Consider the following 22,270-nt stretch of genomic DNA (forward strand, 5'->3'; position numbering starts at 1 on the left):
GTTGCACCGAACGTACCCAGTCCGGCTGAACCGGGAGGGCGCTCGCTCGCTGCGAGACATACATTAGCGCAAGCAGGGGGGTGCTCCGCCAATCGGTATCCCCAGGGCCTCCAGGGAAGGATCGCAGCCGTGCGGTACAAGCTGACGTTCGTCGTGGGACTCGCCCTCGGTTACGTGCTGGGCACGCGTGCCGGTCGCGAGCGGTACGAGCAGATGAAGAAGTCCGCCAAGGACCTCTCCCGGAACCCGGCCGTGCGCAACGCCGCCGAGTCCGCCGCCCAGACCGGGCGCCAGGTCGCGGGCAAGGCCGTGCACGTCGTCGGCGACAGGATGGGCGACCGCCTGCCGTCGTCCGTGACCGACAAGGTTCACGCGATGCGCGCGCGGAGCATGGGCAACGGGAAGGTCCCGGACGACGAGTGGGGCACCAGTAACACCTGAACCGCCCCACGTGCGGCAGAATCAGGTGTCATGGGGATAGTCGCCGGACTCGACAGCTCAGCGGAGTTCACACGCATCGTCGTCTGTGACACGGACACGGGTGCCGTACTGCGGCAGGGGTACGCCCCACATCCGGGCGAACCGAAGGCCGTGGACGTCGACCCGCAGACCTGGCTGCTCTCGCTCGGGGAGGCCGCCACCGGCGGGCTCCTGGAGGGCGTGGAGGCCATCGGCGTGTCCGCGCAGCAGCACGGGCTCGTGCCGCTGGACGCGCAGGGCGGCCTGGTGCGGCCCGCGCTCGTCCGCAACGACAAGCGGGCGCAGATCGCCGCCGCCGACCTCGTCGAGGCGCTCGGTGGCCGGCAGGCCTGGGCCGAGGCCGTCGGCTCGGTGCCCGGCGCCGGTCAGCCCGTCGCCAAGCTGCGCTGGCTGGCCCGTGACGAACCCGAGCACGCCCGGCGGATCGCCATGGTCCTCCAGCCGCACGACTGGCTGGTCTGGCAGCTCCTCGGCCGACCCGCCCGGCGCACCACCGACCGCGGCGCCGCCTCCGGCACCGGCTACTGGTCGGCCCGCACCGGCACGTACCGCCCCGACCTGGTCGAGCTGGCCCTCGGCCACCAGGCCGTGCTGCCCGAGGTCCTCGGCCCCGCGGACCCGGCCGGCATCACCCCCGAGGGCCTCCTCGTCTCCGCCGGTACGGGAGAGACGATGGCCGCCGCGCTCGGCCTCGGGCTCGGTCGCGGCGACGCGGTGGTCTCGCTCGGCGCGTCCGGCTCCGTGATGGCCGTGCACCACGAGGCCCTCGCCGACGCCGGCGGCATGATCACCTCCTTCGCCGACGCCACCGGCATGCACCTGCCGGTCGTCCACACCTCCAACGCGGTACGGGCGCTGCGCGGCACCGCCGAGATGCTGGGCCTCGACTCCCTGGACGAGCTGTCCGCGCTCGCCCTGAAGTCGACCCCGGGCGCCTCGGGTCTCGTCCTGCTGCCCTATCTGGAGGGCGAGCGGACCCCGAGCCTGCCGCACTCGGCGGGCACGCTCAGCGGGCTGCGGCGCGAGTCGATGAAGCCCGAGCACCTGGCGCGGGCGGCGTTCGAGGGGATGCTCTGCGCGCTCACCGACGCCATGGACGTCCTGCGCGGGCGGGGCGTCGAGGTGCGGCGGGTCTTCCTGCTCGGCGCGGCGGCCGCGCTGCCTGCCGTGCAGGCACTCGCGCCCGCGCTGTTCGGCGCGCAGGTCGTCGTCCCCCAGCCGGCCGACTACGCGGCGCTCGGTGCCGCCCGGCAGGCGGCCTGGGCGCTCGGGGTGGCCCGGGGCACGCTGTCGCCTTCCGCTCCCCCGGCCTGGCAGGGCGCCGCCGCCCAGGTCCTGGAGCCGGGCGGGGAACTCGCGGCGGGGCAGGCCGTGCGGCAGCAGTACGTGGCGACCCGGGAGCAGATCCACCCCGGCGCGTTCGGTTCGTGAGCACGCCTTCGTAAAGTCTTCGCCAGGGCTCGCACCGCGCCGCCGAACCGAGTCGTAACGTCCCGGGGGTGCGGGCGATAGTAGGAGCCGTGCTCATAAGACTCCTGCGAACCCACCTCGGGCCCTACCGAAAACCCATCGCCCTGCTCGTGCTGCTGCAGTTCCTGCAGACCTGCGCGAGCCTCTATCTGCCGACCCTGAACGCGGACATCATCGACAACGGTGTCGTCGACGGGGACACCGGCTACATCCTGCGGTTCGGCGCCCTGATGGTCGGCGTCTCCGTCGTCCAGGTCGTCTGCAACGTCGGGGCGGTGTTCTACGGCGCCCGGACGGCCTCCGCCCTGGGCCGGGACGTGCGCGCCGCGGTCTTCGACCGGGTGCAGTCGTTCTCGGCGCGGGAGCTGGGGCACTTCGGCGCGCCCTCGCTGATCACGCGTACGACCAATGACGTGCAGCAGATCCAGATGCTGGTCCTGATGGCGTTCACCCTGATGGTCTCCGCGCCCATCATGTGTGTCGGCGGCATCGTGATGGCCCTCGGCCAGGACGTGCCGCTCTCGGGTGTGCTGCTCGCCGTGGTGCCGGTCCTCGGGATCTCCGTCTCGCTGATCGTGCGGAGGATGCGGCCGCTCTTCCGGACGATGCAGGAGCGGCTCGACACGGTGAACCGGGTGCTGCGCGAGCAGATCACCGGCAACCGGGTGATCCGGGCGTTCGTGAAGGACGGGTACGAGGAGGAGCGGTTCCGCGGGGCCAACGCCGACCTGACCGACGTGTCGATGGCCACGGGCCGGCTGATGGCGCTGATGTTCCCGACGGTGATGACCGTCGTGAACATCTCCAGCGTCGCCGTCGTCTGGTTCGGTGCGCACCGCATCGACAGCGGCGGGATGCAGATCGGCGCGCTGACCGCGTTCCTGGCCTATCTGATGCAGATCGTGATGGCGGTCATGATGGCCACCTTCATGTTCATGCAGGTGCCGCGGGCCGAGGTCTGCGCGGAGCGCATCGAGGAGGTCCTCGGGACCGAGTCGAGCGTGGTGCCGCCGGCGGAGCCGGTGAAGACCCTGGACCGGCGGGGGCATCTGGAGGTCCGGAGCGCGGACTTCCGTTACCCGGGTGCCGAGGAGTCCGTGCTCAAGGACGTCGGGCTCGTCGCACGGCCCGGTGAGACCACCGCGATCATCGGGTCGACCGGCAGCGGGAAGTCCACGCTGCTCGGGCTCGTGCCCCGGCTCTTCGACGCCACCGGCGGAGAGGTCCTCGTCGACGGCGTCGACGTGCGGAAGCTCGATCCCGGACTGATGGCCAGGACGGTGGGGCTCGTCCCCCAGAAGCCGTATCTCTTCTCCGGGACCGTCGCCACCAACCTGCGGTACGGCAAGCCCGACGCCACCGACGAGGAGCTCTGGCACGCCCTGGAGGTCGCCCAGGCCGCCGACTTCGTACGGAACCTGGAGAACGGGCTGAACGCCCCGATCGCCCAGGGCGGCACCAACGTCTCCGGCGGGCAGCGGCAGCGGCTCGCCATCGCGCGGACGCTGGTGCAGCGGCCGGAGATCTATCTGTTCGACGACTCGTTCTCCGCGCTCGACTACGAGACGGACGCCCTGCTCAGGGCCGCGCTCGCCGAGGAGACCGCCGACTCGACCGTCGTGATCGTCGCCCAGCGGGTCTCCACCATCCGGGACGCCGACCGGATCGTCGTCCTCGACGAGGGCCGGGTCGTCGGCACCGGACGGCACCAGGAGCTGATGGCGGACAACGAGACGTACCGGGAGATCGTCCTCTCCCAGCTCACCGAGGCGGAGGCAGCCTGATGGCCGGTCCTGGCGGACGCATGATGGCCGGTGGCGGCCCCGACCAGCGGTCGATGGACTTCAAGGGCTCGGGAAAGCGGCTGCTCAAGCAGCTGGCGCCCGAGCGCGGCGCGCTCTGGGTGATGATGATCGCCGTCGCGCTGTCGGTGGCGGCCTCCGTGGTCGGCCCGAAGATCCTCGGCAAGGCGACCGACCTCGTCTTCGCGGGCGTGGTCGGCCGGCAGATCGAGGGCGGCACGAAGGCGGAGGCGATCGCGAACCTGCGCGCGTCCGGCGACTCCGGCATGGCGGACATGCTGTCCGGGGTCGACTTCACGCCCGGGCAGGGGATCGACTTCTCCGCCGTCGGCGACGTGCTCCTCGTGGTCCTCGGCGTCTACGTGGCGGCGGGCCTGCTCATGCTGGTCTCCACCCGCATGTCGATCAAGGTGATCAACCGGACGGTCTACCGGATGCGGGAGGACGTCCAGACGAAGCTGTCGCGGCTCCCGCTGTCGTACTTCGACAAGGCGAAGCGCGGCGAGGTGCTGTCGCGGGCGACCAACGACATCGACAACATCTCGCAGACGCTCCAGCAGTCGATGGGGCAGCTGATCAACTCGCTGCTCACCATCGTCGGCGTGCTCGCGATGATGTTCTGGATCTCGCCGCTGCTCGCGCTCGTGGCGCTGGTCACGGTGCCGGTGTCCGTCTTCGTCGCGGCGCGGATCGGCAAGCGCTCGCAGCCGCACTTCGTGCAGCAGTGGAGGTCCACGGGCACGCTCAACGCGCACGTGGAGGAGATGTACAGCGGGCACACCCTGGTGAAGGTCTTCGGCCGGCAGGAGGAGTCCGCGCGAGACTTCCGCGAGCAGAACGAGGCGCTGTTCGAGGCCGGGTTCAAGGCGCAGTTCAACAGTGGTGTGATGCAGCCGGTGATGTTCTTCATCTCGAACATCAACTACGTCCTGGTGGCCGTGGTCGGCGGTCTGCGGGTGGCGAGCGGCACCCTCTCCATCGGTGACGTGCAGGCCTTCATCCAGTACTCGCGGCAGTTCTCCATGCCGCTGACGCAGGTCGCGTCGATGGCGAACCTGGTGCAGTCCGGCGTCGCATCGGCCGAGCGGATCTTCGAGCTGCTCGACGCCGAGGAGCAGGAGCCGGACGCCCCGAAGAGCGAGAGCGAGACGCCCACGGAGTTCAAGGGCAGGGTCGCCCTGGAGGACGTGTCCTTCCGCTACGAGGCCGACAAGCCGCTCATCGAGGACCTGTCGCTCGCGGTGGAGCCGGGGCAGACGGTCGCGATCGTCGGCCCGACGGGCGCCGGGAAGACGACCCTGGTGAACCTGCTCATGCGGTTCTACGAGGTGACGGGCGGCCGGATCACCCTCGACGGGGCCGACATCGCGAAGATGTCCCGGGAGGAGCTGCGGAGCGGGATCGGCATGGTCCTGCAGGACACCTGGCTGTTCGGCGGCACCATCGCCGACAACATCGCGTACGGCGCGACGCGCGAGGTGACGCGGGCGGAGATCGAGGAGGCGGCGCGGGCCGCGCACGCCGACCGGTTCGTCCGCACCCTGCCCGAGGGGTACGACACGGTCATCGACGACGACGGGGCGGGGGTCAGCGCGGGCGAGAAGCAGCTGATCACCATCGCGCGGGCGTTCCTGTCCGACCCGGTGATACTCGTCCTCGACGAGGCCACCAGCTCGGTCGACACCCGCACCGAGGTCCTGATCCAGAAGGCGATGGCCCGACTGGCCCACGGGCGGACCTCGTTCGTCATCGCGCACCGGCTCTCCACGATCCGGGACGCGGACGTGATCCTGGTGATGGAGAACGGTTCGATCGTGGAACAGGGCACGCACGAGGAGCTGTTGGCGTCGGACGGGGCGTATGCCCGGTTGTACGCGGCGCAGTTCGCCCAGGCGGTCGCCGAGGTCGACTGATCCGGATGGTCGGCTCACCATGATCGACTCGGCTGTGGCCCGTGCCGCATGATGTGCGGCATGGGTCACATCAAGGAGAGTTCCTGGGTGCCGTCGGTCACCCTGCGGGTCGGCATCGGAAACGCGGGCATAGCGGCGCTGCTTCTCGGCGCGAACGGCCGGGTCCGCGGCGACGCGGACATGGTCTTCGAGGGGCAGCCCGTCCACCCTTCCGGCGCGGTACGGCACGACAGGGCGTCGCTGGCCCTCGCGCTGCACGAGGTGGAGCCGGAGGTCGAGCGGATCGTGATCGCCGGTCCGGCGGTCACCGGCTCGCTGGCGGCGATGGCCCCGGACAGGGCGGTGGTCGTCGCTTGGCTGATCGCGCATCCGGACGACGCGAAGGCCGTCGTCTTCGGTGAGTTCTTCCGCGAGTCGGGCGGCTGGAAGTTCACCGGGATCGGGGAGGGGTACGCCTCCGGGCTCGCCGGGCTCGTCACGGCGTACGGGGTAGAGGTCGCGGAGGAGGACGCGGTCGCGGAACCGGTGGCTCCCCCGGCCGCCGCCGGCCCTGTCCCGCTGACGGGCGTCGCCAAGGTGGCGACACCGGCGCACGCGCCGTCCCCGTCGCCCTCTTCCCCGCCGTCCCCGTACGAGAAGCGCAAGCCGGGCGAGCGGAAGCACCGGAGCGCCGAGGCCTGGGACTTCGGTCCGGTCTTCGAGCCGTTCACCGTCAAGGGACGCGCGAACGACGTCATCACCACGGACTCCCGCGTCCCCGCCGGTCCCGTCCTCGTCGACCTCGCGCACAAGGGCGGCGGCTATGTCGGCCTCAACCCGCTCGACGAGCAGAACAAGAGCCTGCGCTACATCTTCAGTTCGACCCTGCCCGACTTCCAGGGCAGCCAGGTCACCATGGCCCCCGCGGGCCGCCCCCTGCGGATGCGTCTCCAGGCCGACAACGAGTGGACCCTGCGGGTGAGGCCCGTCGCCGCCGCCCCCCGGCTGGAGGGAACGGTCCGCGGGTACTGCTCCGGGGCCCTGCTGTACACGGGCGGACCGGCCGACCTCCGGGTGGACTTCGACGGCGACCCGTCGATGAACGGCGGCGGCTACATCGGTATCAACGGCTACCACGTCCTCGGGCAGACGGACCTGACCGGGCCGCGCACCCTGATCCTGACCTCGGCCGAGGGCAAGGGCCGGCACACCGTGCCGATCCCGGAAGGTCCGCTGCTGCTGCTCCTGCAGGCGGACGGCGCCTGGACCGTCAAGGTCCGCGAGGTGGCGTTCTAGAACCCGCCCTAGTCCAGATAGCCCCGCAGCTGGTCCGCGTACGCGTGGTCGCGGAGTTTGCCGAGGGTCTTGGACTCGATCTGGCGGATGCGTTCGCGGGTGACGCCGAAGATGTGGCCTATCTCCTCCAGGGTGCGGGGCCTGCCGTCGTCGAGGCCGTAGCGGAGCTGGACGACTTTCCGTTCGCGTTCGCCGAGGGTGGAGAGCACGTCCTCCAGGTGGCGGCGGAGCAGCAGGAACGCGGCTGACTCGACGGGTGAGGTGGCGTCGCCGTCCTCGATGAGGTCGCCGAGGGCGACGTCGTCCTCCTCTCCGACGGGGGCGTGCAGGGAGACGGGTTCCTGGGCTAGGCGGAGGACCTCGCCGACCCGCTCGGGGGCCAGGTCCAGCTGGGCGGCGACCTCTTCGGCGGTGGGTTCGTAGCCGCGTTCCTGGAGCATGCGGCGCTGGACGCGGATGACCCGGTTGATGAGTTCGACGACGTGCACGGGGACGCGGATGGTCCGGGCCTGGTCGGCGAGGGCCCGGGACATCGCCTGGCGGATCCACCAGGTGGCGTACGTGGAGAACTTGTAGCCGCGCGCGTAGTCGAACTTCTCGACGGCCCTGATGAGGCCGAGGTTCCCCTCCTGGACCAGGTCGAGCATGGTCAGGCCGCGGCCCACGTACCGCTTGGCCACGGAGACGACGAGGCGGAGGTTGGCCTCGATGAGCTTGCGCTTGGCGATCCGGCCGAGGACGACGAGCCGGTCCAGGTCGCCCGCGAGCCGGGAGTCCAGGTCGGGCGTGGTGGCGAGTTTCTCCTCGGCGAAGAGCCCGGCCTCGACCCGGCGGGCGAGGTCGACCTCCTCCTCGGCGGTGAGCAGCGGGATGCGGCCGATCTCGCGGAGGTACTGGCGGAAGAGGTCGGAGGAGGGCCCGTTCCCACCGGGGTCGGGGCGGCGGCGCGTGACCTCCGGTGGCGGCTCCTGGGACACGGTCCGGGTCTCGGTCTGCACGGCGGGCGACCTCCAGGCGGGGCGGAACGGCTCCGTCACCCAGTGTGGGGTACGACACATCGCCGCCACGAGGGGCGTGCGGTGACTTTTTGAGACCGCCGGGTCACCGAACGTCAGAGCGCGGCGGCGCCGTTGTTCCGCAGGGACTGGCCGTACTGGGTGAGGACCCACAGTTCGTTCTGCACGGCGGCGAGCTGTTCGGGGTCGCCGTTGGGGCCGAGCCGGGCGAGGGTGCCCTGTACCTCGCGGATGCGGCGGTCGACGGCGCGGAGGCGGACGGTGACGAGCTGGTCGCCCGCGTAGGCCTCGTCGACGTTCTTGGCGAAGATCGTCTCGACGGCGAGTTCGGTGACGAGGGCGCGGACGGTGTCGTTGGGCGCCGCCTCGCGGACGGTGTCCAGGTAGTCGGAGGGGGCGCCGGTGGCGCCGCCCGCGTCCTGGACGCACTGGCGGACGGCCGCGTAGGGAGGGGCGGTGAACTCGTCGGCGCCGTACGCGTCGAACGCCGGGGACACCAGTTCGGGCCGCTGGAGGGCGAGCTTGAGGAGTTCGCGCTCGGTGCGGTGGGCGGGGCTGCGCAGGTTGAGCGCGGGCCCGGAGGGCCCGGTGGGGCCGCCGGTCGCCGCCCCGGTGTCGTAGCCGCGCTGGGGGGTCTGCCGCTCGGGGCCCTTGCCGCCGCGGTCGCGGGCCCAGCGGGCGAGCTGGGCGACGCGCTTGACGACGAACTGGGTGTCGAGGATGCCGAGCATGCCGGCGAGCTGGACGGCGACCTCGTGCTGGGCGCCGATGTTCTTGATGCGGGCGACGACGGGCGCGGCCTCGTCGAGGGCGGCGGCGCGGCCGGCCGGGGTCTCCAGGTCGTACCGCTTCACGATCTGGCGGAGGGCGAACTCGAAGAGCGGGGTGCGGGGCTGGACGAGGTCGGCGACGGCCTCGTCGCCCTTGGCGAGCCGCAGGTCGCAGGGGTCCATGCCGTCGGGGGCGATGGCGATGTACGTCTCGGCGGCGAACTTCTGGTCGTCCTCGAAGGCGCGCAGGGCGGCCTTCTGGCCCGCGGAGTCGCCGTCGAAGGTGAAGATGACGCGGGCCGAGCCGTTGTCCATGAGGAGCCGGCGGAGGATCTTGATGTGGTCGCCGCCGAAGGCGGTGCCGCAGGTGGCGATTGCGGTGGTGACGCCGGCGAGGTGGCAGGCCATGACGTCGGTGTAGCCCTCGACGACGACGGCCCTGCTGACCTTGGCGATGTCCTTCTTGGCCAGGTCGATGCCGTAGAGCACCTGGGACTTCTTGTAGATCGGGGTCTCGGGGGTGTTGAGGTACTTGGGGCCGTTGTCGTCGTCGCGGAGCTTGCGCGCGCCGAAGCCGACGATCTCGCCGCCGACGTCCTTGATCGGCCACATGAGGCGGCCGCGGAAGCGGTCGATGGGGCCGCGGCGGCCGTCCTGGGAGAGCCCGGAGAGGATCAGTTCCTTGTCGGAGAAGCCCTTGCCGCGCAGGTAGCGGGTGAGGTGGTCCCAGCCGGCCGGGGAGTAGCCGACGCCGAAGTGCGCGGCGGCGGACTGGTCGAAGCCGCGCTCGGCGAGGAACTTCCGGCCGATCTCGGCTTCGGGCGAGTCGAGTTGGTCGACGTAGAACTGGGCGGCGACCTTGTGGGCCTCGACCAGGCGGATGCGTTCGCCGCGCTGGTGGCCGGGGTTGTAGCCGCCTTCCTCGTACCGGAGGGTGATGCCCGCCTTGGCGGCGAGGCGCTCGACCGTCTCCGAGAAGGAGAGGTGGTCGATCTTCATCACGAAGGCGATGGTGTCGCCGCCTTCCTGGCAGCCGAAGCAGTGGAAGAGTCCCTTGCTGGGGCTGACCTGGAAGGAGGGCGACTTCTCGTCGTGGAAGGGGCAGAGGCCCTTGAGGTTGCCGCCGCCCGCGTTGCGGAGCTGGAGGTACTCGGACACGACGGCGTCGATCGGGACCGCGTCCCGGACCGCCTTCACGTCGTCATCGTTGATCCTGCCTGCCACGCATGAAGTCTACGTGGGCGCGGGGGTGATCAGATCAGGCCGTCCAGGGGTACGGAGGGGTCGGCGAGGGCGTCGGGGTCCACGGCCTTGCGGGACCTGATGAGCTTCTGGAGGGCGTCTGTGACGTCCCACACGTTCACGTTCATGGCCGCGAGGACCCGGCCCTCCTTGAGCCAGAAGGCGACGAACTCGCGCTTGCCGGTGTCGCCGCGGACGACGACCTGGTCGTACGAGCCGGGGGGCGCCCAGCCTGAGTACTCCATGCCGAGGTCGTACTGGTCGGTGAAGAAGTAGGGGACGCGGTCGTAGGAGACGTGCTGTCCGAGCATGGCGCGGGCGGCGGCCGGGCCGCCGTTGAGGGCGTTGGCCCAGTGCTCGACGCGGAGCCGGGTGTGGAGCAGCGGGTGGTGGGCCGCGGCCACGTCGCCCGCGGCGTAGATGTCGGGGTCGGAGGTGCGAAGCGACTCGTCGACGGCGACGCCGCCGCCGTCGGCGCGGTCGACGAGGGCGAGCCCGGCGTTCTCGGCGAGGGCGGTGCGGGGGGCGGCGCCGATCGCGGCGAGCACGGCGTGCGCCGGGTGCTCCTCGCCGTCGTCGGTGCGGACGGCGAGGACCATGCCGTCCTGGCCGACGATCTCGGTGAGCCGGGCGCCGAAGTGGAAGCGGACGCCGTGGTCGGTGTGGAGGTCGGCGAAGAGCTGGCCGAGCTCGGGGCCGAGGACCCGGTGGAGCGGGGTGGGGTCCGCTTCGACGACGGTGACCTCGGCGCCGTAGCCGCGGGCGGCCGCGGCGACTTCGAGGCCGATCCAGCCGCCGCCGGCGATCACCAGGTGGCCGTTGTCCCGGCCGAGTCCCGCGAGGACCTGGCGGAGCCGGTCGGCGTGGGCGAGCCGGCGCAGGTGGTGGACGCCGGCGAGCTCGGTGCCGGGGACGTCGAGGCGGCGCGGCTCGGCGCCGGTGGCGAGGAGCAGCTTGTCGTAGCGGATGACGGTGCCGTCGCCGAGGCGGACGGTGCGGGCCTCGCGGTCTATGGCGGTGACGGACTGCCCGAGGTGCAGTTCGATGTCGTTCGCCGCGTACCAGGGGGCCTCGTGGACGAAGACGCTGTCGCGTTCCTTGGCGCCCGTGAGGTAGCCCTTGGACAGGGGTGGGCGCTCGTAGGGGTGGTCGCGTTCGTCGCCGATGAGGATCACCCGGCCGTTGAACCCCTCGGCGCGCAGGGTCTCCGCCGCTTTGGCCCCTGCCAGGCCCCCGCCGACGATGACAAAGGTCTGATCTGCGTCGACCACGTCGTTTCCTCCTCTTTGCGACCGGTTCCAACCTACGCCCCCGGGCGTTCGCCGGACCGTACCGCCTCGGGCCGTGCATGCGAGCGTCCCGCACGGACGGTGTGACGGGAAGAGGGTCGCTCACAGCGAACGGGGCGGGCGGAGGTACGCGTGGAGGTGGCGGGCGGAGGCGTCGGTGAGGGAGGCGATCTGGTCGACGATGACGCGCTTGCGGGCCCGGTCGTCGCGCGCGGCGTCGAAATGGGACCGGAACTGCGGTTCGAGGCCGTCGGGGGCCCGCAGGACGAGGGCCTCGGCGAGTTCGGCGACGACGATCCGCTGGTCGGCGCGGAGGGCCTCCTGCTCGGCGCGCTGCATCACATACCGGTCGGCGACGGCCTTGAGAACGGCGCATTCGTTGCGGGTCTCGCGGGGGACGACGAGCTCGGCGCCGTAGCGGGTGAGGCGGCCGGAGCCCCAGGTCTGCCGGGTGGCGGCCTCGGCGGCGAGGCAGAAGCGGCCGATGAGCTGGCTGGTGGCGTCCTTGAGGCGGGCCTGGGCGACGGCCGAGCCGTCGTAGCCGTGCGGCCACCACTCCTGGTCGAGGAGCCGGTCGAGGGCCTCGGCCAGTTCCCGCGGGTCGGTGTCCTCGGGTACGTAGCGGCCGATGGCGACCGAGCAGATGTCGGCGCGCTCGGGCTCGGCGAGCAGCAGGTTGGGGTCGATGTGCCCGGCGTGCAGGCCGTCCTCGAAGTCGTGCACCGAGTAGGCGACGTCGTCGGACCAGTCCATGACCTGGGCCTCGAAGCACTTGCGGTGGGCGGGGGCGCCCTGCCGGATCCACGCGAAGACGGGCAGGTCGTCCTCGTACACGCCGAACTTGGGCGAGCCCGGGTCCTCGGGGTGGGCCCCGCGCGCCCAGGGGTACTTGGTGGCGGCGTCGAGGGCGGCCCTGGTGAGGTTGAGCCCGACGCTGACCTGCTCGCCCTCGGCGTCCTTCACGAAGCGCTTGGGCTCGATGCGGGTGAGGAGGCGCAGCGACTGGGCGTTCCCCTCGAAGCCGCCGCAGTCCTTGGCGACGTCGTTGAGCGCCTGCTCGCCGTTATGCCCGAAGGGCGGGTGGCCCATGTCGTGGGAGAGGCAGGCGGCTTCGACGAGGTCGGGGTCGCAGCCGAGGGCGGCGCCGAGCTCGCGTCCGACCTGGGCGCACTCCAGGGAGTGCGTGAGCCGGGTACGGGGGCTGGCGTCCCAGGCGTTGCCGCGGGTGCCGGGGGTGACGACCTGGGTCTTGCCGGCGAGCCTGCGGAGCGCGGCGGAGTGCAGCACGCGGGCGCGGTCGCGCTGGAAGGCGGTGCGTCCGGGGCGTTTGTCGGGCTCCGCGGCCCAGCGGTCGGTCGCGGCGGAGTCGTAGCCGGGGGTGTCGGTGCTGCCGGCGGTGTCGGTGCTGCCAGGGGTGTCGATGGTGCCGGGGGTGTCCTTGCTGTCTGCGATGCCTTCCATGCTCCGACGGTAACCGGAGGGACCGACAGAAGCGCTCAAACGGCGGCGAGTTCCCTCGTGGCAAGGGTAGTGCGGACCCGGTCGTAGCGGTGCAGGACCAGGCGGGCGAGGGCCGGGTGGGCCCCGAGGGGGGCGGCGGCGATCCAGGGGGCGTCGGCGGCGGCGCGGGTGGCGAAGAGGCCGGGGGCGGTGAAGCAGGAGGCGACGGCGACCCGGTGCCGGCCGCGGGCGGCGAAGGTGCGGACGGCCTCGGCGACGGTGGGCGCGGCGGCGGAGGCGTAGGCGGGGACGACGGGGGCGCCGCCGAGGCGCTCGCTGAGGAGGGCGGCGATACGGCGGATCTCGGCGCCCGACCGGGGGTCGCGGGAGCCCGCGGAGGCCAGGACCACCCCGGTGCCGCGCGAGGTGTCGTCCTCGGGGGTCCAGCCGGCCTGCGCGAGCCGGTCGGCGAGGGCCTCGACGAGGAGCGGGTGCGCGCCGAGGGGTTCGGCGACGTGGGCCCTGAGGGCCGGTACGGCGGCGACGGCCGCGGGCAGGTCGTGGGTGACGTGGTACCCGGGGGCGAAGAGGAGGGGGACGAGGACGGCGTCCCGGCTCTCGGCGGCGAGCTCGGCGAGGGTGGCGTCGAGGAGCGGGGCGTTCAGCTCGATGTGGGCGAGCCGCACGTCGAGGCCGGGCCGCAGCTCACGGACCCGGTCGAGGAGCCGGTTCAGGGTGGCGCGGGCGCGGGGGTCGCGGCTGCCGTGGCCGACGGCGACGAGGGTGGGGGCGGTTGCCGCGGGGGCGGCGGCGGGCGTGACGAGGGTGGGGACGTTCATGGGTGGGCGTACCTCCTCGTCGTGCTTCCGTGGCCGACGGCCGTACGGATGCACGTGGCCGAGCTGGGTCCCGAGCTGCTCGGTGATCCTTCCGAGCAGCTCGGCGGCGCTGTCGAACGTGCTGTCCGGCTCCGTCATGGACCGATCCTGACGGCGGCACGTTGCCTGCCCGTTTCGGGCCGGTGACGGGTCTTTGCCGTGACCTCACACCGCCCGACACGTGGGTGCGGGTCCAGGCACCGCCCGCCGGGGTGGGCGGGATCAGGTGGCCGGGTGCCATACGTATCGGGCGTCCGGTTCGCGTTCCTCGTTGCGGCTGCCGTCGGTGTGTTCGGCGGCGGCGAAGCCGTGCCGTTCGTAGAAGCGCCGGGCCGGGGCGTTGACCTGGAAGGTCCACAGGGTCAGTCCGTCCGGGCGGCGCTGCTTGGCCAGGTCCACGAGCCGGTCGCCGATGCCGTGGCCGCGCCACGGCGGGTCGATGTAGAGCTGCTCCAGGTCTTCGCCGTCGAGGACCATCAGGCCGACGACCGCGCCTTCGAGGGTGGCCACCCACGTCTCCTGGCCGGGGACGACCACGTGCCGGAACCAGGCCCTGACCTCGTCGTCCGTGTGCGCCCGGCGCACGTCCGGGAGCGCCGCCGTGTAGGAGCGCAGCCAGACGTCGGCCACTTCGGCGGCGTCGGAGTCGACCGCACGGCGGATGTCGAGGTCGTCGATCTTCATGGCGCGGATCGTACGGGGCTTCACACCTTCCCTGCCCCCTTTTTTCCTTCCGAATCACGGAATATCTTTTCCACTATGAGAATGTCCTCGCCCGCGCTCCCCCGGCGCGTCGCCGCCGAGTTCATCGGCACCACCGCCCTCGTCGCCGTCGTCGTCGGCTCCGGCATCCGCGCCGACTCCCTCAGCCAGGACATCGGCGTCCGGCTGATCGCCAACGCCGCCGCCTCCGCGCTCGGCCTCGGGCTGCTCATCGCCCTCATCGGGCCGCTCTCCGGAGCCCACTTCAACCCCGTCGTGACCCTCTCGGAGTGGTGGTCCCGGCGCCCCGAGCGCGGCGGGCGCGAGGCCCTCGCCTACATCGGCGCCCAGCTCACGGGGGCCGTCGCCGGGGCCCTGCTCGCCGAGGCGATGTTCGGCCGGGCGCCCGGCGCCTGGGCGACCGAGCCGCGCTCGGCGCCGCACCTGCTGCTCGGCGAGGCCGTCGCCACCGCCGGGCTCGTCCTCGTCGTGCAGGGGCTGCGCCACATCGGCCGGCCCGGACTCGCCCCCGTCGCCGTCGCCGGGTACATCGGCGCCGCGATCTGGTTCACCTCGTCCGGCTCCTTCGCCAACCCGGCCGCCACCCTCGGCCGCTCCTTCTCCGACTCCTTCACCGGGATCGCGCCCGCCTCGGTGCCCGCCTTCGCCGCCGCCCAGCTGCTCGGGATGCTGCTCGGCCTCGTCCTCGCCGGTGTGTTGTACGGAACAGACCGGGGCGCCGACGAACCGAATCCCGCCGCCGCGCGTCGGACGGGGTGACAGAGTCCAGTCATCCACGGAGGTTTCCGCATGCCGGCACGGCTCACCCGGTTCGTCCCCCGCACCACCCGGGCCCGCCGCCGTACCGTCCAGGCCGTGATGGCGGGCGCCGTCCTCGCCCTCCTCCCGTCCACCTGGATGCACACCGCCGCCGCGGGGAAGCTCCGTACCACCGCCGACGTGCCCGCCCGGGACGTCGCCGTCGTGTTCGGCGCCGGCCTGTGGAACGGGCGCCCCACCCCGTACCTCGCGCACCGGCTCGACACCGCCGCCGAGCTGTACCGGACGGGCAAGGTCCGGGTCCTCCTCGTCACCGGCGACAACAGCAGGACCGCGTACGACGAGCCCAGCGCCATGCGCGCGTACCTCACCGCGCGCGGGGTGCCGGACGGCCGGATCGTCAGCGACTACGCGGGCTTCGACACCTGGGACTCCTGCGTCCGGGCCCGGAAGGTCTTCGGGGTCGACCGGGCCGTGCTCGTCACCCAGGACTTCCACATCAAGCGGGCCGTCGCGCTGTGCGGGCGCGCGGGCGTCGACGCGTACGGCGTCGGGGTCCCCGAACCCCACGACGCCACCTGGTACTACGGCACCACCCGGGAGCTGTTCGCCGCCGGGAAGGCCTCCCTGGACGCCGCCCTGCGGCCCGACCCGAAGTTCCTCGGACCGGCGGAGCAGGGCGTCACCGAGGCACTCGCCTCACCTCCGGCCCGACCCCGAGCTGAGCGGAGAGCCCCCCGCCCGTAATACGGGGCGCCGCCCCGCGTAACACGGCTGACGCACGCTGGCGGCATGTCCGAGGTCACCGCCGTACCCACCCACTGCCCCTACTGCGCCCTGCAGTGCGGCATGTCGCTCCGCCCCACCGGCGACCCGGAGCTGCCCGCCGAGGTGGTCGACCGGACCGACTTCCCCGTCAACCGGGGCGCGCTCTGCGGCAAGGGCCGCACCGCCCCCTCCGTACTCTCCTCCCGGGTCAGGCTCACCGAGCCCCTGGTCCGATGCCCTGACACGGGGGTCCTGGCACCCGCGACCTGGGAGGAGGCACTCGCCGCCGTCGCCGACGGGCTGCGCCGGACCCGCGCCGACCACGGTCCCGATGCCGTGGGGGTCTTCGGCGGCGGCGGCCTCACCAACGAGAAGGCGTACACCCTCGGGAAGTTCGCCCGGCTCGTCCTCGGCACCTCGCAGATCGACTACAACGGCCGCTTCTGCATGTCGTCGGCGGCCGCCGCGCACGGCAGGGCCTTCGGCCTCGACCGGGGACTCCCCTTCCCCCTCGAGGACATCCCGAAGACGGGGTGCGTCATCCTCGTCGGCTCCAACCTCGCCGAGACCATGCCGCCCGCCCTGCGCTACCTCACCGAGCTCAAGGAGAACGGCGGGAAACTGATCGTCATCGACCCGCGCCGCACCCGGACCGCGGAACAGGCCGATCTGCACCTCGCGCCGCGCCCCGGCACCGACCTCGCGCTCGCCCTCGCCATGCTGCACCTCGTGGTGAGCGAGGGGCGCGTCGACGAGGAGTTCGTCGCGACGCGCACCTCCGGCTGGGAGGCCGCGCGGGCCGGGGCCATGTCCCACTGGCCGGAGCAGGTCGAGCGGATCACCGGCGTACCGGTGCCGCGGATCCGGGAGGCCGTCGCGCTGTTCTCCGACGCGCCCACCGGCATGGTCCTGACCGCGCGCGGCCCCGAGCAGCAGTCCAAGGGGACGGACACCGTCGGCGCCTGGATCAACCTGTGCCTGGCGACCGGAAAGGCGGGCCGGCCGCTCAGCGGCTACGGCTGCCTCACCGGCCAGGGCAACGGCCAGGGCGGCCGCGAGCACGGCCAGAAGGCCGACCAGCTGCCCGGCTACCGCAAGCTCGACGACCCGGCCGCCCGCGCGCACGTCGCCGGCGTGTGGGGCGTGGAGCCGGAGTCGCTGCCGGGACCGGGGCGGAGTGCGTACGAGCTCCTCGACGCGCTCGGCGGCGACGTGAAGAGCCTGCTCCTCATGGGCTCCAACCCGGTGGTCTCCGCGCCCCGCGCCGCACACGTCGAGGAGCGGCTGCGGTCCCTCGACTTCCTCGCCGTCGCGGACGTCGTGCTCTCCGAGACCGCCGCGCTCGCCGACGTCGTGCTTCCCGTCACCCAGTGGGCGGAGGAGACCGGCACCATGACCAACCTGGAGGGCCGGGTACTGCTCCGCCGGCGCGCCCTCACCCCGCCCGCCGGGGTCCGCAGCGACCTGGAGGTGCTGCACGCGCTCGCCGGGCTCCTCGGCTGGGAGAAGGGTTTCTCCGCCGATCCCGAGGAGGTCTTCGAGGAGCTGCGCCGCGCCTCCGCGGGCGGGCCCGCCGACTACGCGGGCATCAGCTACCGCCGGATCGAGGAGGAGCAGGGCGTGTTCTGGCCCTGCCCCACGCCCGGACACGAGGGGACGCCCCGGCTGTTCCTCGACCGGTTCGCGACGCCCGACGGGCGGGCCCGGTTCGTGCCGGTGGTGCACCGGGCGGCGGCCGAGGAGACGGACGCCGAGTACCCGGTCGTCCTCACCACCGGCCGGGTCGTGTCCCAGTACCAGTCGGGGGCGCAGACCCGTCGGGTCGACGAGCTGAACGCGGCGGCGCCCGGCCCGTTCGTCGAGCTCCACCCCCGGGTCGCCGAACGCCTCGGGGTGGCCGAGGGCGAGCGGGTCGCGGTGGTCTCGCGGCGCGGCCGGGCCGTCGCACCGGCCCGGATCACCACGGCGATCAGGCCGGACACCGTCTTCATGCCGTTCCACTGGGCGGGTGAGGGCCGGGCCAACACCCTGGTGAACCCGGCGCTCGACCCGGTCTCCCGGATGCCCGAGTTCAAGGTGTGCGCGGTCCGCCTGGAGCGCGCGGGGGACCCTACGGCCGGCTGAACCAGTCGCCGCTCTCGATGACCGGGCCGAGGGGCGCGTCCGGCGCCGCGAGGAACACCCAGGCGGACACCCTCGCCCCGTCCCGTACCCGTACGACGTCCATCGCCACCCGCTCGTACCCGACGGGCAGCTCGAGGCGGTCGAGCAGGCCGAACAGCTCGCCGTACGAGCCGGGGGAGGGCGTGAGCAGGGAGCCGACCACCCGGCCCCCGTCCGCGGGGACGGCGTACGGATAGCCGGGCCCGTCGTGCAGGACCGCCCCGTGCAGCACGGCGTCCGCCTCGGTGCCGATCCGGCCGCGGAGGAACCGGTCGTGGTTGTACGCGCCCGGGCGCAGCGTCCCGTACATGAAGAACGGCCGCTCGTCCGCCGCCGGGGTCTCGGGGACCACGGCCGCCGCGGTCTCCTCCTCGACCCAGCGGGCGTAGCCCTCGGCGACCCTGTTCACCCGGGTGGCGAGGATCTCGGGCGTCTCGTAGTCGTGGGCGGCGAGGAGGTGCGCCTCCAGGGCCGGGTAGCGGGCCTCGGTGGTCTTGAGGACCACCTGCCACTCCTGGGAGGTCTCGATCGCGCCCCGCCAGTGGTAGACGGAGGTGACGGGCCCGACGATCTGCGCGCAGGCGGCGAGCCGGGTCTCGACGGCGCCGCGCGCCAGGGCGTCGGCCTTGGCGCGCGCGTCGGTGGTGGTGGTGACGGTGACGATCACGTCTCCACCGTAAGGGCGAACTGGGCCGCGTGCAGGCGGGCGTACGCGCCGCCGGCCGCGAGCAGCTCCTCGTGGGTGCCCTGTTCGGCGATGGCGCCGCGGTCCATGACCAGGATGGTGTCCGCGTCGCGGATCGTGGAGAGCCGGTGGGCGACGACGAAGCTGGTGCGGCCCGCGCGCAGGGAGGCCATCGCCTGCTGGACGAGGAGTTCCGTGCGGGTGTCGACGGAGCTGGTGGCCTCGTCGAGGACGAGGATCACCGGCTCGGAGAGGAACGCGCGGGCGAGCGTGATCAGCTGCTTCTCCCCCGCGCTGAGGCCTCCGCCGTCCTCGTCGAGGACGGTGTCGTACCCGGCGGGCAGGGTCCGTACGAACCGGTCGGCGTGCGCGGCCCGCGCCGCTTCGACGATCCGCTCCCTGGAGACCTCGCCGGGCACCCCGTAGGCGATGTTGTCGGCGATGGTGCCGCCGAAGAGCCAGGTGTCCTGGAGGACCATGCCGATGCCGGAGCGCAGTTCCTCCCGGGTCATCGCGGCCGTGTCGAGGCCGTCGAGGGTGATCCGGCCGCCGGTGACCTCGTGGAACCGGAGCAGCAGGTTGACCAGGGTCGTCTTGCCCGCGCCCGTGGGGCCGACGATCGCGACGGTCCTGCCGGGTTCGACGGTGAGCGACAGGTCCTCGATGAGCGGCTTGCCGTCCTCGTAGCGGAAGGCGACCTTCTCGAAGGAGACCCGGCCGCGGAGTGCGGCGGGCTTCTCGGGCGCCTCGGGGTCCGGGGACTCCTCCTCGGCGTCGAGGAGGTCGAAGACGCGCTCGGCGGAGGCCACTCCCGACTGGAGGAGGTTGGCCATGGCGGCGACCTGGGTGATGGGGCCGTTGAAGTCGTACGAGTACTGGATGAAGGCCTGGACGTCGCCGACGGAGAGGGTGCCGCTCGCGACCCGCAGCCCGCCGACCACGGCGATGACGACGTAGTTCAGGTTGCCGACGAGGGTCAGGGCGGGCTGGATGAAGCCGGACACGAACTGGGCGCGGAAGCTCGCCCGGTACAGCTCCTCGCCGAGTTCGTCGAAGCGGCGCACGGCCTCGGCGCGCCGCCCGAAGGCGACGACCTCGGTGTGGCCGGTGATCATCTCCTCGACGTGGCTGCCGAGCCGGCCGGTGACGGCCCACTGCTTCACGAACTGCGGCTGGGCGCGGCGGCCGACGTAGGCGGCGACGGCGACCGAGACGGGCACGGTGGCGAGGGCGACGAGGGCGAGGACCGGCGAGATCCAGAACATCATCACGAGGACGCCGACCAGGGTGAGGAGGGCCCTGACCATCTGGCTGAAGGCCTGCTGGAGGGTTTGGACGATGTTGTCGATGTCGTTGGTGGTGCGGGAGAGGACCTCGCCGCGGGACTGCCGGTCGAGGTAGGTGAGGGGCAGCTTCGCCAGCTTGTGCTGGGCCCGTTCCCTGAGCCGGTGCCCGGCGCGCTGGACGACGGTGGTGGCTATCCGCAGCTGCGCCCAGGTGAACAGGGACGAGCCCGCGACGACGAGGACGGAGAGGGCGAGGACCCGGCCGACGGCCGCGAAGTCGACGCCGGCCGGTCCGGTGGCGCCGGTGATGACGAGGTCCGTGGCGCGGCCGAGGAGCAGCGGGCCGAGGACGGTGAGGGCGACGGCCGTGGCACCGGCGGCGAGGACGCCGAGGAGCCGGGGCCGGTCGGGGGTGAGGGTGCGCAGGAGGCGGAGGCCGGAGGCGCGGAAGGAGAGGGAGCGTTCGAGGGCGGGCGCGGCGGGGAGGCCGGGGCCGCGCTGCGGCGGGGGGCCGGTGCGGGCGGGGGCGGTGGGCGCCGGAGCCGGTTCCTCCGTGCGGCTCTCCGTGGCCGTGCTCATGCGGCTTCCTCCTCGGTGAGCTGGGAGAGGACGATCTCCCGGTACGTGGGGTTGTCCGCCATCAGGGACGTATGGGTGCCGGTGCCGACGTTCCGGCCGCGGTCGAGGACGACGATCCGGTCGGCGCCGCGGATGGTGGAGACCCGCTGGGCGACGATCACGACGGTCGCGTCGGCCGTCTCCTCCCGGAGGGCGGCGCGGAGCCGGGCGTCCGTGCGGGGGTCGAGCGCGGAGAACGAGTCGTCGAAGAGGTAGAGGCGGGGGCGGGCGACGAGGACCCGGGCGATGGCGAGGCGCTGCCGCTGGCCGCCGGAGAAGTTGGTGCCGCCCTGGGAGACGGGTGCGTCGAGGCCGTCGTCGAGTTCGCGTACGAAGCCGGCGGCCTGGGCGACCTCCAGGGCGTGCCAGAGTTCCTCGTCGGTGGCGTCGGGTCTGCCGTACCGCAGGTTCGTGGCGACGGTCCCGGAGAAGAGGTACGGCTTCTGGGGGACGAGCCCGACGGTCCTGGCCATCAGTGCGGGGTCGAGCCGGCGGACGTCGACGCCGTCGACGAGGACCTGTCCGCCGGTGGCGTCGAAGAGCCGGGGCACGAGCCCGAGCAGCGTGGACTTCCCGCTGCCGGTCGAACCGATGATCGCGGTCGTCTCACCGGGCCGTGCGACGAGCCCGACGTCCCTGAGGACCGGCTCCTCGGCACCCGGGTAGCGGAAGTCGGCGCCGCGGACCTCCAGACGCCCCTGCGCTTCGAGGGACTTCACCGGGTCCTTCGGCGGCACCACACTGGACTCGGTCGCCAGGACCTCGCGGACGCGCTCGGCGCCCGCCTCGGCCCGGGGCATGTGCATGAGCATGAAGAGGACCATCATCACGGACATGGAGATCTGGAGCTGGTAGCCGAGGAAGGCGACGAGGCCGCCCGGCTGGAGGTCGCCGGTGTCGATGCGGCCGGCGCCGACGTACACGAGGGCGACCGTCGTCAGCTGCCAGACGATGAGCACGGTCGGGAACATGAGGGCCTGGAGCCGGCCGGCCCGGAGGCCGACGGAGAGCAGGTCGTCGTTGGCGGCGGCGAACCGTTCCCGCTCGTGCCGGTCGCGGACGAAGGCGCGGACCACCCGGACGCCGGTGATCTGCTCGCGCAGCACCCGGTTGGCGTGGTCGACGCGCTCCTGCATGCCGCGGAAGAGGGGCCGCATGCGCAGCACGACGGCGCCGACGGCGCCCGCCATCACGGGCATGAAGAACAGCAGGACCAGGGCGAGGGGCACGTCCTGGCGCAGGGCCATGACGATGCCGCCGAAGCAGAGGAGCGGCGCGGCGACCAGCATGGTCAGGACGAGGACGGCGAACGTCTGGATCTGCTGGACGTCGTTGGTGGTGCGGGTGATGAGGGAGGCGGCGCCGAAGCGGCCCCGCTCCCGCGCCGAGAAGTCCTGGACCCGGCGGAAGACCTCGGAGCGCAGGTCGCGGGCGACGCCCATGGCGATCCTGGCGCCGGTGTAGGTGGCGGCGGCCGCGGCCGCCGCCTGGAGGAGGGTGACGGCGATCATCGTGGCGCCGCCGCCGAGGACACGGCCGGTGTCCCCGCGCAGGACGCCCTGGTCGATGACGCCGGCGTTGAGGGTGGGCAGGGCGAGGGAGGACAGGGTCTGGACCAGCTGGAGGGCGACGAGGAGGGCGAGGAGGGGCCGGTAGGGCCTGAGGCGGGGAACGAGGAGCCGCAGCAGCATGG

At 72.6% G+C, this 22,270-nt stretch carries 17 protein-coding genes; 8 read left to right on the plus strand and 9 right to left on the minus strand.

The window, feature by feature from the left end:
• Window positions 1-129 precede the first annotated feature (129 nt).
• The 5 genes from ACIA8N_RS03285 (at window position 130) to ACIA8N_RS03305 (ending at window position 6,940) form a co-directional block, all read left to right on the plus strand.
• Complete coding sequence (locus ACIA8N_RS03285) at window positions 130-441, plus strand: YtxH domain-containing protein (protein WP_365785823.1); 312 nt, start codon at window positions 130-132, stop codon at window positions 439-441.
• Window positions 442-471: 30 nt separating this feature from the next.
• Window positions 472-1,911 carry an FGGY family carbohydrate kinase gene (locus ACIA8N_RS03290; protein WP_365785825.1) on the plus strand — a complete coding sequence of 480 codons (1,440 nt, stop codon included), beginning with the start codon at window positions 472-474 and terminating at the stop codon, window positions 1,909-1,911.
• Window positions 1,912-2,000: 89 nt separating this feature from the next.
• The gene (locus tag ACIA8N_RS03295; RefSeq protein WP_365785827.1) at window positions 2,001-3,734 is read left to right on the plus strand and encodes an ABC transporter ATP-binding protein; all 1,734 of its coding nucleotides are present in this window, start codon (window positions 2,001-2,003) and stop codon (window positions 3,732-3,734) included.
• On the plus strand, window positions 3,734-5,665 hold the full coding sequence (locus ACIA8N_RS03300; protein WP_365785829.1) for an ABC transporter ATP-binding protein: 1,932 nt from the start codon (window positions 3,734-3,736) through the stop codon (window positions 5,663-5,665). The genes ACIA8N_RS03295 and ACIA8N_RS03300 overlap by 1 nt, the downstream gene beginning before the upstream one ends.
• Window positions 5,666-5,725: 60 nt before the next feature.
• A complete protein-coding gene (locus ACIA8N_RS03305) occupies window positions 5,726-6,940 on the plus strand; it encodes a TerD family protein (protein WP_365785831.1) in 1,215 nt (404 codons plus the stop codon).
• An 8-nt stretch (window positions 6,941-6,948) separates the two neighbouring features.
• On the opposite strand, the gene ACIA8N_RS03310 is transcribed toward ACIA8N_RS03305, so the two are convergent.
• The 6 genes from ACIA8N_RS03310 to ACIA8N_RS03335 form a co-directional block, all read right to left on the minus strand.
• On the minus strand, window positions 6,949-7,998 hold the full coding sequence (locus ACIA8N_RS03310; protein ID WP_365785833.1) for an RNA polymerase sigma factor: 1,050 nt from the start codon (window positions 7,996-7,998) through the stop codon (window positions 6,949-6,951).
• A gap of 53 nt (window positions 7,999-8,051) precedes the next feature.
• Window positions 8,052-9,950: a DNA primase gene (gene dnaG / locus ACIA8N_RS03315; RefSeq protein ID WP_030223445.1), complete on the minus strand. Its 1,899-nt coding sequence runs from the start codon at window positions 9,948-9,950 to the stop codon at window positions 8,052-8,054.
• A 29-nt stretch (window positions 9,951-9,979) separates the two neighbouring features.
• Window positions 9,980-11,239: an FAD-dependent oxidoreductase gene (locus ACIA8N_RS03320; RefSeq protein WP_365785836.1), complete on the minus strand. Its 1,260-nt coding sequence runs from the start codon at window positions 11,237-11,239 to the stop codon at window positions 9,980-9,982.
• A 120-nt stretch (window positions 11,240-11,359) separates the two neighbouring features.
• On the minus strand, window positions 11,360-12,718 hold the full coding sequence (locus ACIA8N_RS03325) for a deoxyguanosinetriphosphate triphosphohydrolase (RefSeq protein WP_365785838.1): 1,359 nt from the start codon (window positions 12,716-12,718) through the stop codon (window positions 11,360-11,362).
• A 35-nt stretch (window positions 12,719-12,753) separates the two neighbouring features.
• Window positions 12,754-13,674, minus strand: a complete 921-nt coding sequence (locus ACIA8N_RS03330) for a sirohydrochlorin chelatase (RefSeq protein WP_365785840.1) — start codon at window positions 13,672-13,674, stop codon at window positions 12,754-12,756.
• Between the two features lie 123 nt (window positions 13,675-13,797).
• Complete coding sequence (locus tag ACIA8N_RS03335; RefSeq protein WP_365785842.1) at window positions 13,798-14,259, minus strand: GNAT family N-acetyltransferase; 462 nt, start codon at window positions 14,257-14,259, stop codon at window positions 13,798-13,800.
• A gap of 75 nt (window positions 14,260-14,334) precedes the next feature.
• Here ACIA8N_RS03335 and ACIA8N_RS03340 point away from each other — a divergent pair, with 75 nt between their 5' ends.
• From ACIA8N_RS03340 to ACIA8N_RS03350, 3 genes are read left to right on the plus strand one after another with little or no spacing between them, the layout of a single operon-like run.
• On the plus strand, window positions 14,335-15,057 hold the full coding sequence (locus ACIA8N_RS03340) for an aquaporin (protein WP_365785844.1): 723 nt from the start codon (window positions 14,335-14,337) through the stop codon (window positions 15,055-15,057).
• Between the two features lie 30 nt (window positions 15,058-15,087).
• Window positions 15,088-15,804 carry an ElyC/SanA/YdcF family protein gene (locus ACIA8N_RS03345; RefSeq protein WP_365785846.1) on the plus strand — a complete coding sequence of 239 codons (717 nt, stop codon included), beginning with the start codon at window positions 15,088-15,090 and terminating at the stop codon, window positions 15,802-15,804.
• A gap of 45 nt (window positions 15,805-15,849) precedes the next feature.
• A complete protein-coding gene (locus ACIA8N_RS03350; protein ID WP_365785848.1) occupies window positions 15,850-17,949 on the plus strand; it encodes a molybdopterin oxidoreductase family protein in 2,100 nt (699 codons plus the stop codon).
• Here ACIA8N_RS03350 and cutA read toward each other — a convergent pair.
• From cutA to ACIA8N_RS03365, 3 genes are read right to left on the minus strand one after another with little or no spacing between them, the layout of a single operon-like run.
• Window positions 17,936-18,655 (minus strand): divalent cation tolerance protein CutA, encoded by a 720-nt coding sequence (cutA, locus tag ACIA8N_RS03355; RefSeq protein ID WP_365785850.1) that lies wholly within the window; start codon window positions 18,653-18,655, stop codon window positions 17,936-17,938. The genes ACIA8N_RS03350 and cutA overlap by 14 nt on opposite strands.
• Window positions 18,652-20,538 (minus strand): ABC transporter ATP-binding protein, encoded by a 1,887-nt coding sequence (locus ACIA8N_RS03360; RefSeq protein ID WP_365785852.1) that lies wholly within the window; start codon window positions 20,536-20,538, stop codon window positions 18,652-18,654. Before ACIA8N_RS03360 ends, cutA begins: the two co-directional genes overlap by 4 nt.
• Window positions 20,535-22,268 carry an ABC transporter ATP-binding protein gene (locus ACIA8N_RS03365; protein ID WP_365785855.1) on the minus strand — a complete coding sequence of 578 codons (1,734 nt, stop codon included), beginning with the start codon at window positions 22,266-22,268 and terminating at the stop codon, window positions 20,535-20,537. Before ACIA8N_RS03365 ends, ACIA8N_RS03360 begins: the two co-directional genes overlap by 4 nt.
• Window positions 22,269-22,270: the final 2 nt, after the last annotated feature.

The sequence above is a fragment of the Streptomyces sp. NPDC051822 genome, assembly GCF_044452745.1.
Taxonomy (GTDB): Bacteria; Actinomycetota; Actinomycetes; order Streptomycetales; family Streptomycetaceae; genus Streptomyces.